Below are 12,633 nucleotides of genomic sequence, written 5' to 3'. Positions count from 1 at the left end.
TCTGCCATCGCCATACCAACTGCCATTGCAATACCTTGGCCAAGTGGACCAGTTGTAGCTTCCACACCATCTGTATGGTTTACTTCTGGATGTCCTGGAGTTTTAGAATCCCATTGACGGAATGATTTTAAATCATCCATGGATAAATCATATCCTGATAAGTGAAGTAAACTATATAAAAGCATGGAACCATGCCCTGCTGAAAGTACAAAACGGTCACGATTAAACCATTTAGAATGTTTTGGATTGTGATTCATGAAATCAGTCCAAAGTGTATATGCCATTGGTGCTGCCCCCATTGGTAAACCAGGGTGACCAGAATTAGCTTTTTCAATCGCATCAATTGAAAGAGTACGAATAGTATTTACTGCTAGCTGTTCTACATTATTTGACATTGTCAAACTCCTTCCGAAAAGTAATTAATAGTATTACTATATACTAGTATAATAGAAAACGATTGGGAAACAAACGAAAAACAATTAAATAATTGTAATTTTATAAGTAAGTTTGTCGCTTTTCGTTTATAATGAATCTAGGAAAAGGTTTACACTTTTGGGAGGAAAATATAAAAATTTCTTACCTGTAAATTAACTGAGATGTTGGCAATCTAATAACGAATACAAGTTTTCTAGTATAATAATTTAACTAAATTTTAGCTTTCTTATACTTATTTATAATTTTTCGCAGCTTCTAGATCTTTATCGTAATCTGGATGGTTATGACGTCATTTACATATTCCACGTAAGTTACCTTATTGTCTGAATCTACAACAAAACTTGCTCTTGTTAAAAGCCATAACTCTTCAATTAGTACACCATATTTCTTTTACCAAATCAGAATCTCGGTGATCAGAAAGAGCGTCTAAATTTTTAATACCATTTGCAGCACACCACCGTGTTTGTGCAAAAGTAAGTTCACACTAATGGAATGGATAGTACTTGCGTATTTGAAAGTTTATCCGCCTCTTTGTTGAAACGCATGGTTTCTTTTGAACATACTCCAGTATCAACGGATGGTACTGGAGCAATTAATTTTACTTTTCCGTTATAATCATCACATTTAGTTAAACTATTAACCTGCATTTGAAATTTTCTATTAAATTATAACGTTATACTATATTTATAATTTTAATACATATAAGTTAATCAATTTACTTGAAGATAACACTAAGGGGGGCGTACAATTCGATAAAGAAAAAAATTCCCCTTATCCCTTTTAACATCCACAAGATTTACGAATGTTCATGGATGGTGGTAATTCGATATGGCTCATGTAATTTGGGTTGTTTATTTTATTTAATAGTACATCAAATGCAGTTTTTCCGATCGTTTTTGGTGGAAGAACGATATTGGTTACGGGAGGGTCGATAATATGGGATGTTGAAAATTCCCCAAAACCAATAAGTGCAATATCATCCGGTATGGTTAAACCTAATTCTTTAATCTTTCCGATAGCACCAATAGACATTAAATCATTTTGTACGAATAAGGCGGTCACATCTTTTTCTTTTTTTAATAATTCTTCTACCGCAGCTTCTCCACCTTCAACAGTTGCATATCCTTGTATGATTATGTTTTCGTCAAACGGAATTTCGAACCTATTTAACGCATCTTGATAACCTCTTATTCTATCTTCTGTTGTGGATACATTTTTAAAAGAATATATAAATCCTATCTTTTTATGTCCGTGTTTAAGAAGGTGTGTGGTTGCATCGTAGCCTAATTGATAGTTATCCCCCGTTACACGAGGGATATTGGTAATTCTTCGGTCATAACGATTCACCATGACAATCGGAAAGTGATTCTCCATATATTTACGTAAATAATTGATGTCACCTGAAGTTGGAGAGAGAATAATACCATCTACTAATTTGGAATGAAGTAAATTAATCGTTTTTTCCTCATAACCGCTATCTTCATTTGTATTAACTAGTAATAAGTTATACTCCTTTTCTTTTGCACGTTCTTCAATACCAAAAATCATCTCTGTAACAAAGGAATCAGGGAAGCTCGAAACAACTAAGCCAGCCGTTTTCGTGGATTGCTGTCTTAAGTTCTTTGCCGCTGAGTTAGGCACGTAATTATACTTATTAACAACTTTTAGTACTCTGTTTCGTGTAGCTTCTGAAATATGCTTTGTATTGTTAATAACGTGCGAAACAGTGGCAACAGATACATTTGCTTCCCTTGCAATATCTTTCATCGTGACTTCATTTTTCATTTTTAATTACTCCTAATTTAGACCATTAACTTCTATTTCAAATTATTGTTATTATAACAGATTTACCGTGTTTTCAATAGTTTCAGTAGTGGAAGGTTATAAGATAACGGTTGACAATGAATACCTACAACCTTTAATACTTTTGGTTCAAATAGTTAAAGGATTTACCTTGAGGATGAGTGAATTTGTAAAGTAAAAAAGAAAATTCAAGGATAACATTACTAGTGGGTATTGATAAGATTAGGTTTTCTATAGTATTATTTTTTGTCGAAAAATCATTGACAAGGAAATCGCTTCCAATATATAATTTTGTTTAAACGATTAACTAATTGGGAGGAAAAGGGATGAAATCGTTACGGAATATCACAGTATTATTAATTTCTATATTAGCAGTTAGTATAGTTATTGTTTTTTTCACAACTAGTAATGCATTGTCTCAGGATACGAAAGTCATCCGTTTTGGACATGGTCAACCAGAGACCAATGAACGACATATTGCTGTTATGAAATTTAAAGAATTAGTGGAAGAACGTTCAAAAGGAACGATTAAAGTTGAAGTATATCCTAACGAACAATTAGGTTCCGAACCGGTCATGATTGAAAGCGTATCATTTAATGACCTACAAATGGTTGCAGCGAGTGCATTCAGTCAATACGATCAAAGGATAAGTGTCTTCGAATTACCATATCTTTTCGATTCATTTGAGGAGGCATGGAGTGTCCTAGATGGTGAAATTGGTAAAGAAATTGCAGAACCGTTTTTGGACCAAAATTTAAGAATTATTGCGTATTTTGAAAACGGATTCCGTCATATCACTACTAATAAGCCTATTGAAACTCCAGAAGACTTAGAAGGTGTAAAAATTAGAACTCCAGAATTTCCGATATCAGTTAGTACGTTTTCAGCATTAGGTGCTAACCCTACTCCAATGGCTTTTGGTGAGTTGTATATGGGGTTACAACAAGGGGCAGTGGATGCTCAGGAAAATCCAGTTGCTAACTCATACGCAAGTAAATTTAACGAAGTTCAAGATTACCTAATTATGTCAAACCATCAATACATGCCATTACCAGTGGCTATTAGTGAAGAGTTTTGGCAAACATTAACACCTAAGGAACAAACCATTATCGAAGAAAGTGCCCAAGAAGCTGCACAATTCCACCGTGATTTGTTAAGAGAAAACGAAAGTAAAATGATTAAAGAGCTAGAAGAAGCTGGAATGGAAATTATTTATCCAGACACAGCACCATTTAAAGAAAAAGTAGATGGTGTGTATGATTCTTTCAGAAATTTATACGGTGATGAGATTGTAGATCGCATATTGGAAGCAGCAGAATAATTTAATTGAATGGGAGGATTCTATATGAAAATCATAAAGTGGTTTGACGAACATTTTGAAGAATATATCCTCGTTTTTTTGAGTGCGTTTACAGTGGTGGTTATTTTCCTTCAAGTTGTCATGCGCTACGTGTTCGGTAGTTCACTCACTTGGTCAGAAGAGATAGCAAGATACGCATTTATTTGGATGATTTATCTCGGTGTAAGCTATGGTGTGAAAAAGAAGAAACACCTTGGTGTAGATGCACTAAATATGTTATTTAAAGAAAAAGGACAAATTATTATAAGTATGATTGCAAACGTATCATTTCTTATTTTTGCAATAGTGATCACTTATTATGGATTTGATATAGTTTTACGGGTTACTAGAGCATCGGCTGCAATGCAAATACCTATGGAATGGGTATACGCTGCACCAGTAGTAGGACTAGCCTTAACAGCGATTCGCCTTTCTCAAAATTTAATTAAAGAATATCAACAGTTAAAGAAAATAAACAATAATCAAGAAAATGATTACATTATTGAAGAAAGGGGTGATGTAGTGTGACAGCAGTTATTTTATTCGGTACATTTTTCATGTTCATGGCGCTAACTGTCCCAATAGCTATTGCATTAGGACTCGCCGGTCTTGTTACAGCCTTGTATTCAACAAATATAACGGTCACCTTTTTATCGCAAAGTTTAGTGACGTCCACAGATAACTTTGCACTAATGGCTATCCCATTCTTCATCTTGGCTGGTGAGATAATGGGGAAAGGTGGAATTTCAACCAAATTATTTGATTTAGCTAATGTATTTGTTGGTAGATATACTGGTGGTTTTGCCATGGCGGCCATTATTACTTGTATGTTTTTCGCTGCTATTTCAGGTTCTGGTCCAGCTACTGTTGCTGCGGTTGGTGGAATTATGATACCAGCCATGGTTGCGCAAGGTTATGATAAGAAGTTTGCAACCGCTGTTATTGTTACAGCAGGTTCACTAGGAATTATTATCCCACCAAGTATTCCAATGGTTCTGTTTGGTATCTCATCAAGTGAGTCAATCGGAGATCTATTTATCGGTGGAATTCTACCGGGTATATTTATAGGAATATGTCTGATGGTTTATGCATATTTTCATTCCAAAAAAATGGGGTACAAAGGTACAGGCGAGAATTTTTCATTTAAAAGATTGCTTTCTGCCATTAACAAAGCGAAATGGTCTTTGCTTGTTCCAATTATCATTTTAGGTGGAATTTATGGGGGTCTTTTCACTCCAACCGAAGCTGCGGTTGTTGCGGTAGTATATGCTTTGATAGTTAGTCTTTTCTTGCACAAAGAATTGAAATTTAAAGATTTACATGGAATTTTCAGAGATGCTACTTTAAGTTCTGTTGCCATCTTAATTATTATCGGAACTGCTAATGCTTTCGGTACAATTTTATCAATGGAGCGAATTCCACAAGCAGTTGCAAATGCATTCTTAACCGTATCGGAAAATGGATTTGTTGTATTATTGATGATTATTTTACTGTTACTATTGATTGGATGCTTTATTGATACATCTGCTGCTGTTATAATCTTTACACCAATTTTATTCCCAGTAGCATTGCAAATTGGCATGGATCCGATTCATTTTGGTGTCGTAATGATTGTTACATTGGCAATTGGTTTCATTACTCCACCACTAGGTGTAAACCTATTTGTAGGATCGGGAATATCGGGAGTAAGTATGCCAGCACTGGTGAAGGCGGTGATTCCATTCTTCATAGTTATGTTGGTAGCAGCACTCATAATAGCGTTCGTTCCACAACTAACACTATTATTCTTGTAAACTAGCAAGCTATTTGAGTCGGTTCACATAAAACCACTAGGTGTAAAAGAACTGACTCATTTTTTATATTTAGGTATGGACAATAAACTCTTATGATTGTATACTTACATTGTAATCAACTTAGTAGACAAGTATACAACAGAATGGATTTAACTACTAAAGGGGTGGCATAAATGAAAAACATATCAATTGAAGAATTAAAAAAACAAGCAACCGAATTAAGAAAAACAGCGGTGACAATGGTATATAAAGCACAATCCGGTCATCCGGGTGGATCCTTATCTGCTGCTGATTACGTAACCGCTTTATATTTCAGAGAAATGAATGTCGATCCTAAGAATCCGGATTGGGAAGATCGTGATCGTTTCGTTTTATCAAAAGGTCATGTTGCGCCAATCCAATATTCTGCTCTAGCAACACTAGGTTTTGTACCTTATGAAACGATTCATACATTAAGAGAATACAAATCTCCATTCCAAGGTCATCCTGACTCGAAGAAATGTCCCGGTATTGATATTTCAACAGGTTCGTTAGGACAAGGACTTTCTTGTGCAGTAGGAATGGCATTAGCTGGAAAGTTAGATGAGAAAACCTATCGTGTATTTGCTGTCCTAGGTGATGGTGAATGTCAAGAAGGCCAAATTTGGGAAGCAGCTCAATCGGCAGCAAAATATAAATTAGATAATTTAGTAGTCATTGTAGATGACAATGGTTTACAAATCGATGGTCCGACAGAAGAAATTATGCCAAACGGTGATTTAGAAGAAAAATTCAAGGCATTTGGTTTTGCTACAAAACGTATTGATGGTCATTCAATGGAAGAAATCGTTGCAACATTGGATGAAATACGTGATGTTAAAGACGGAAAACCAAAATGTATCGTATGTAACACGGTCAAAGGTAAAGGTGTTTCTTATATGGAAAACGTTGTTGGTTGGCATGGTAAAGCTCCTAACGAAGAGCAATACAAACAAGCAATAGAAGAGTTATCAGCAGGGGGTGTAAACTAATGACTGTATTAGCGAAAGAAGTAGTAAAAAAGGCAACTAGAGAAGCATTCGGTGATGAGATAGTAGAATTAGGAAAAGAAAATAAAAACATCATGATTGTGGATGCAGATATCGGTGGATCTTGTAAAACAACAAAATTTATGAATGAACTTCCAAAACAACATGTAAACGTTGGGATTGCAGAACAAAATGCAGCAGGTGTTGCAGCAGGTCTTTCTACTACTGGTAAGATTCCTTTTGTCAGTACGTACGCAGTGTTCGGATCCTTAAGAATGGCTGAACAAATTCGTCAAGAAGTTTGCTATCCTAATTTAAACGTTAAGATTGCATGTTCACATGGCGGTTTAACACCGGCAAATGATGGCGGAAGTCACCAAGCGATTGAAGACATGGGAGTTCTAAGAACATTTCCAAATATGACAGTAATTATGGGGGCAGATTATCATTCTACTCGTAAATTAATTCGTCAAGCGTCTGAAATGTATGGTCCTGTTTACTTACGATTTACGAGAGATGCGATTCCTGTGATTTATGATGAAAATGAAGATTTCGAAATCGGCAAAGCAAAACAAATAAAAGACGGAAAAGATGTTGCGATTATTGCAAATGGGGATACCGTTCGTTTAGGACTTGAAGCTGCTGAAAAGTTAGAACAACAAGGGATTTCCGTTAAACTTCTAGACATGCATACCATAAAACCAATTGATAAAGAGGCTATTTTACAATGTATCGAAATCGGTAACATCGTAACAGTAGAAGATCACAACATCTTAAATGGCTTAGGAAGTGCGGTTAGTGAAGTAGTGGCAGAAGCAGGAAAAGGAAAAGTGCGCCGAATTGGTGTTCAAGACCAATTTGGACAATCTGCACCATATGAAAAACTATTAGAGATCAACGGTATCACAGTAGAAAATATTGTAAACGCAGCAAAAGAAATGCTTTAAAACTTAGGGGGAAATAACATATGTTTAAACTAGACGATAAAGTAGCAATTGTAACAGGTAGTGGATCACTAAAAGGAATCGGACGTGAAATTGCGTTAGCATTGGCAAAACAAGGTGCAAGTATTGTAGTAGCTGATTTAAATAAAGAAGGTATTGAAAGTACTGTTCAAGCTGTACAAGAAGCAGGTGCAAAAGCTTTAGGTGTTGAACTTAATGTAACAAATAAAGAATCTGTTGACACTATGGTGGAAAAAGTTCTTGCTGAATTTGGAAGAATTGATATCCTTGTTAACAATGCGGGTATTTCCCAAAAAGTAACAGTAGAAGATATGACATTAGAAGATATCCAACGAGTATTCAATGTCAATATGTTTGGTTTATTCCTAACGACACAAGCAGTTTTAAAACCAATGAAAGAACAAAAGTTTGGTCGAATTATTAGTCTTTCATCTGTATCTGCCAAACGTGGTGGAGGTGTATTTGGTGGCGCACACTACTCTGCTTCAAAAGCTGCTGTATTAGGTTTTTCTAAAAACTTAGCGCGAGAGGTGGCAACAGACGGAATAACAGTTAATTGTGTAGCACCTGGTCTAGTCAACACTGAAATTTGGAAATCGCTACCTGAAGATGACGCTAGAAAAGTGATTGATGGCATTCCTGTAGGACGACCTGGTGAAACAGCTGAAATTGCAACAACTATTGCTTTCTTAGCATCCGAAGAAGCTTCTTATATAACTGGTGAAGATATTGATATTAATGGTGGTTCTCACATGGACTAAAATTTAGGAAAATCTATATGATTTGTACAGGCATACTTTAGGGTATGCCTGTATTATTTAAAAAGACTTTCTATGTTAACCTTTTAAATATATAATGTGAGTGTATTTACATTGACTGAAAGAATCAATAATCATAGAGAGAAGTGAATCTAATGGCATTTAATCCAGTTTCTAATAAAAAGTTATATATACAGATTTATAGTCAAATCCTTTCTGAAATACAGCAAGGGTCTCTTAAGGTAGGAGATAAATTACCTGCTGAGAGGGAACTATGCGAACAGTTTGGAGTAAGTCGAGCACCTGTTAGACAAGCCCTCAGTGCTTTAGAATTAAATGGCTATATTTACTCTAGGCAGGGTGAAGGTGTCTATGTTCAGAATAATAATGTGGACAGAGAAAATAACAGATCATCCATTATATTAAATAAAATTGCACCCGAGGATATTGTAGAGGCAAGAATGGAGATCGAGCCCCTTATTGTTAAATACGCAGCAATAAGGGCGAACGATGAAGATATCCAAGCACTTCAGTCTATCTTGGAAAAGATGGAAGAAGAAACAAGTAATGGGAAATATGTACCCGAAACAGATGAGGAACTTCATACACGAATAGCGCAATCCACTCATAATGATTTATTTATAAGTTTTATGGCTGATATCATTAATGCGATGAAACAACAGGAAATGTGGGATTTTATCCGCGATCGTACGGTTACCCGCCCCGACTACAGGGACGTCAACTTTGCAGAGCATAAATTAATTATTAATGCTATAGAAGAGCATAATGGGGAAAAAGCAGCTAAATTAATGATGAATCATATGCAGAACTTGTATGATAGATATTGGAAGAATTCGATTATATAGGCGATTTAATAAGGAGAACTGATCCTAAGCTTTAGTAGTTTAAAAAGAGATCCTGCAACAGTAAATGATTTTAATGAGATAGGATCGTTTGTTTATATTTATTATTTTGAGAACCTACTAAAACATCCAAACACTTAGCGGGGAAGGTTATCTATGGATATATCAGTATTAGATAAATATAAAGATTATAATGAAATTGAATTACAGCAACAATATGATTTAAAAATGAAAGACTTCAAACAAGTTAGGTGAAGCTGAAACTTGTGTCATCTACACGAAACGCAATCGATTGGATTTAGGGGAAGGGATGGCGGAAAAGGAATTAATGTTATCTGTTCAAATATCCAATGGTCTCACACAAATCATCGAAGCTTTGACTTGCAAACCAAGATATATTATTGCCAAAGGAGGAATAACCTCTTCGGAAATTGGCGCAAAGGCTTTACATGTTAAAAAAGCACTCGTTTTAGGACAATTTTTACCTGGCATACCTGTCTGGAAAACAGATAAGGATAGTAAATATCCAAATATAGCTTATATTATTTTCCCAGGTAACGTGGGGAAGGAAACAGATTTATATCATATCGTGAAAGAATTATCTTGAAAGTACAAGGAGGATATCGGTTATGAATAAAGTCGATGAAACAAAACAATTAGTTGGCGAAGAAGTCGTTAAATATGTGAAGGACGGAATGAAGGTTGGGTTAGGTTATGGTTCAACGATGTACTATGCTGTGAAAAAATTAGGTGAACGTATAAAAGAAGAAGGTATCAATATAGTAGGAGTACCTTCAGCAAATAAAACAGCGGAATGGGCAATGGAATTTGGAGTTCCACTTACCGACTTTTCAAAAGTTCAAGAACTTGATATTGCCATTGATGGAGCAGATGAAGTAGACCCTAATTTACAATTGATTAAAGGTGGCGGTGGTGCGTTATTCCGTGAAAAAGTAGTGGCTGCTGCGGCGAAAGAATTTTATGTTATTGTCGATGATACTAAAATGGTAGACCACTTAGGTGCATTCAAACTACCAATAGAAGTGGTTCCTTTTGGTTGGGAAGTAACCGCAAGTAAAATTGAAAAGTTTGGTTGTGAACCGGTATTAAGAGAAACAGATGGAGAAGTATTTATTTCTGATAATGGAAATTATATATTAGATTGTGATTTTAAAAAGATTACCGAACCAGAAAAATTACATAATGAACTTATTGGGATCGTTGGTGTTGTGGAGACGGGATTATTTATTAATATGGCTGATAAGGTTTTGGTAGGGAAGGATGGGAAAGTGGAAGTGATCGATAAATAGTTCCAGATGAAAACTTAACATATAGATAGGCAAAGGAAGATAAATCATAAAGGCATTTGTAAAAGATCAAGCGAAGAAAATATTGTTCTCGAGCAAATAGAGATTCCTTCTGCGGGAGAAGATGAGTTCTTGTTAAAGTTCATGCGACAGGGTTTTGTGATATGGATGTTCACATTATTAAAAATAAATACCATATGTATAACCTGTATAATTGTAGTACCATGCAGTTATACAGGTTATTTGTAAGCGAATGGAAACAAAAAAACCTCTCTTTTGTCTGTTTGAACTGCTCCCTGTCAAGTAGACAGTGGAAATAATAAAATGATTTAGGCAGCCATAGCTCTATATTCTATAGGGCTATGGCCATTTAATTTGTCTTGATATCTTTCATGATTATAGAAATGAATGTATTCATCTATTGCTCTTTTCAGTTCGTCGAAAGTTTCGTATTTATGTAAATAATACTTCTCACATTTTAGTGTTCCCCAAAACGATTCTATTGGTCCATTATCAATGCATTTGCCGACTCGGGACATACTGTGTATCATCTCCGCCTTATCTATCCGACGTTTAAATCCGTTCGAAGTATATTGAAACCCTCTATCACTATGTATAAGTGGATGTTCCCCATCATTTAATGTCGCTGTTGCCAGATCCAATGTTTTAAAAACAAGTGGATTATTGTTTCTGTGTCCAAAAACATAGCTAACAATACTTCCATCGTATAGATCACGAATAGCGCTTAAATATCCTTTCTTAGAAGCCCCATACTTAAACTCCGTTACATCCGTTACCCATTTTTCATTTGGTTTTTCAGCTTGGAATTTACGATTTAGAATATTCTCTGCAATGTGTTGGGGGGTGGATCGTTTATAGCGTTTTTTCTTTCTACGTATGACACATTCCAATTGAGCGATGTCCATCAATCTATAAATTCTTTTATGATTAATTTTATGCCCATATTTCTTTTCAAATTTCTTGTCCATGTTTAACTTCATTCGACGGTATCCATAAATTCCTTCCACTTTTTCATGTAAGGTGACCATCTCTTTTATAATTTCTTTATTTTGAATTTCTTGTTTAGATGGATTACGATTCAACCATTTATAATAAGCAGAGCGTGCAATTTCAGCGATTTCACAAAGAAGAGAGATAGATAGATTTTCCTTCACATGAAGTTCTTTTATTGCGATATATTTATCTTCAAATCTTACTTGACTTAATTTCGCCTCCTTTCGATCTCCTCTAACTTTTTTAGAAAAGCGAGCTCTGCATGTAAGCGTTCGTTTTCCTTTTCTATTCGGCGCATCTCTAACTTCATTCTTTCTTCTTCAGTTAACTCGTCTTCACTTTTGGTACGTCCCCGTCTATCCTTTAACGCATCCCATCCACCAGCTTCGTATTTACGTACCCATTGATATACTTGTTGGTAGGATACTTTATGGGTCTCCGCAGTTTGTTGATAATCTTTACCATTTGCTAATGCATCCTGTACAATTTCAATTCGTTCTTTCCAAGTCGATTTTCTTCCTTTAGTCATAGAGCGAACTCTCCTTTTTCCGTCTCTTTTAATTCTCTATGACTATTATAATTCTTTATCCATTTACGGAGAACCTTTGTATCAGAAATACTATACTTTCTTATTACCTCACGTAAGGAATATTCACCTGAAAGATAATCTCTTACGGCTGCTTCTTTTAATTCTTTAGAATACGGTTTCCAGGTTTTCGATTCCTCTAAACCACGTATTCCTTCTTTCTCAAACTTTTCAATCCAACTATAAAGAGTTGATATGTTAATTTTATATTTTGAACATAACTCCTTCAGTGTATAATCTTCATTTTTATAAGCCTTTATTACATCATATTTTAATTTACTTGAACGAGATCTTTTGGACATAAAAAACTCCCCTTAAGGAAAACAGATTTTTATTTTTTAATCTGTCTACCTTAAGGGGAGCATATCAGTTATTGGAAAAGAGAGGTTTTTTTTTAGGACTAATAATAGAAGAAAAGCTAGATAATATCTTCAACGCAACTATTCCCATTATTCTATTTTAGATGAACACGTTTTTAAAAATTGATAAGTTTAAAATGAACTGTAGTGTCTTTTCAAAATGTACTTATAACATAAAGTTAGATTTACCGTATACACAATAGACCTCTTTAAAATTGCTAAAAGAAAACTGAAGCCCCTAGTTGTTTGCGATTTGGAAATCATATCAACGTTGATTTCTTCCTGTTCCAAATGGAAAAACACTTATCTACCTTAATTATTCATAAAAAATCCTTGAGCGCCTAAAAATGCATATCTACCAAGGAATCCAGCTAATTTAGTCATGCATCAAATAAATGAAAAA

General features: G+C 35.0%; 9 protein-coding genes and 3 pseudogenes. 9 read left to right on the top strand and 3 right to left on the bottom strand.

Going from position 1 to position 12,633, the window contains the following annotated elements; translation table 11 throughout:
* Positions 1 to 395 (bottom strand): annotated as a pseudogene (locus ACPYKA_RS13155) (transketolase); the annotation flags it as partial.
* A gap of 820 nt (positions 396 to 1,215) precedes the next feature.
* A complete protein-coding gene (locus tag ACPYKA_RS13150; RefSeq protein WP_479542712.1) occupies positions 1,216 to 2,220 on the bottom strand; it encodes a LacI family DNA-binding transcriptional regulator in 1,005 nt (334 codons plus the stop codon).
* A 344-nt stretch (positions 2,221 to 2,564) separates the two neighbouring features.
* On the opposite strand from ACPYKA_RS13150, the gene ACPYKA_RS13145 reads away from it, so the two are divergent.
* The 9 genes and pseudogenes from ACPYKA_RS13145 (at position 2,565) to rpiA (ending at position 10,274) form a co-directional block, all read left to right on the top strand.
* On the top strand, positions 2,565 to 3,560 hold the full coding sequence (locus ACPYKA_RS13145) for a TRAP transporter substrate-binding protein (protein ID WP_047184138.1): 996 nt from the start codon (positions 2,565 to 2,567) through the stop codon (positions 3,558 to 3,560).
* 24 nt (positions 3,561 to 3,584) lie between these two features.
* Positions 3,585 to 4,106, top strand: a complete 522-nt coding sequence (locus tag ACPYKA_RS13140) for a TRAP transporter small permease (RefSeq protein WP_047184137.1) — start codon at positions 3,585 to 3,587, stop codon at positions 4,104 to 4,106.
* Positions 4,103 to 5,371: a TRAP transporter large permease gene (locus tag ACPYKA_RS13135; RefSeq protein ID WP_047184136.1), complete on the top strand. Its 1,269-nt coding sequence runs from the start codon at positions 4,103 to 4,105 to the stop codon at positions 5,369 to 5,371. Before ACPYKA_RS13140 ends, ACPYKA_RS13135 begins: the two co-directional genes overlap by 4 nt.
* A 173-nt stretch (positions 5,372 to 5,544) precedes the next feature.
* Positions 5,545 to 6,381: a transketolase gene (locus ACPYKA_RS13130; protein ID WP_047184135.1), complete on the top strand. Its 837-nt coding sequence runs from the start codon at positions 5,545 to 5,547 to the stop codon at positions 6,379 to 6,381.
* Positions 6,381 to 7,325 carry a transketolase family protein gene (locus ACPYKA_RS13125; protein WP_047184134.1) on the top strand — a complete coding sequence of 315 codons (945 nt, stop codon included), beginning with the start codon at positions 6,381 to 6,383 and terminating at the stop codon, positions 7,323 to 7,325. Before ACPYKA_RS13130 ends, ACPYKA_RS13125 begins: the two co-directional genes overlap by 1 nt.
* A 20-nt stretch (positions 7,326 to 7,345) precedes the next feature.
* The gene (locus ACPYKA_RS13120; protein WP_479542711.1) at positions 7,346 to 8,104 is read left to right on the top strand and encodes an SDR family NAD(P)-dependent oxidoreductase; all 759 of its coding nucleotides are present in this window, start codon (positions 7,346 to 7,348) and stop codon (positions 8,102 to 8,104) included.
* 152 nt (positions 8,105 to 8,256) lie between these two features.
* A complete protein-coding gene (locus ACPYKA_RS13115; protein ID WP_479542710.1) occupies positions 8,257 to 8,967 on the top strand; it encodes a FadR/GntR family transcriptional regulator in 711 nt (236 codons plus the stop codon).
* A 265-nt stretch (positions 8,968 to 9,232) separates the two neighbouring features.
* Positions 9,233 to 9,571, top strand: a pseudogene (locus tag ACPYKA_RS13110) (nucleotide-binding domain containing protein); the annotation flags it as partial.
* A 22-nt stretch (positions 9,572 to 9,593) separates the two neighbouring features.
* Positions 9,594 to 10,274, top strand: coding sequence for a ribose 5-phosphate isomerase A (rpiA, locus tag ACPYKA_RS13105; RefSeq protein ID WP_479542709.1), 681 nt, complete (start codon positions 9,594 to 9,596; stop codon positions 10,272 to 10,274).
* Positions 10,275 to 10,600: 326 nt separating this feature from the next.
* Here the strand turns inward: rpiA and ACPYKA_RS13100 are convergent.
* Positions 10,601 to 12,173: pseudogene (locus ACPYKA_RS13100) on the bottom strand (IS3 family transposase).
* Positions 12,174 to 12,633: the final 460 nt, after the last annotated feature.

The organism is Pseudogracilibacillus amylolyticus (SeqCode) (assembly GCF_051918545.1).
Classification (GTDB): Bacteria; Bacillota; Bacilli; order Bacillales; family Amphibacillaceae; genus Pseudogracilibacillus.
This window is presented reverse-complemented; position numbering and strand designations above follow the sequence as displayed.

Coding starts and splice junctions, on each gene's coding strand:
- ACPYKA_RS13150 (WP_479542712.1), bottom strand. CDS start 2,220: ATGAAAAATGAAGTCACGATGAAAGATATTGCAAGGGAAGCAAATGTA.
- ACPYKA_RS13140 (WP_047184137.1), top strand. CDS start 3,585: ATGAAAATCATAAAGTGGTTTGACGAACATTTTGAAGAATATATCCTC.
- ACPYKA_RS13115 (WP_479542710.1), top strand. CDS start 8,257: ATGGCATTTAATCCAGTTTCTAATAAAAAGTTATATATACAGATTTAT.
- ACPYKA_RS13120 (WP_479542711.1), top strand. CDS start 7,346: ATGTTTAAACTAGACGATAAAGTAGCAATTGTAACAGGTAGTGGATCA.
- ACPYKA_RS13130 (WP_047184135.1), top strand. CDS start 5,545: ATGAAAAACATATCAATTGAAGAATTAAAAAAACAAGCAACCGAATTA.
- rpiA (WP_479542709.1), top strand. CDS start 9,594: ATGAATAAAGTCGATGAAACAAAACAATTAGTTGGCGAAGAAGTCGTT.
- ACPYKA_RS13145 (WP_047184138.1), top strand. CDS start 2,565: ATGAAATCGTTACGGAATATCACAGTATTATTAATTTCTATATTAGCA.
- ACPYKA_RS13125 (WP_047184134.1), top strand. CDS start 6,381: ATGACTGTATTAGCGAAAGAAGTAGTAAAAAAGGCAACTAGAGAAGCA.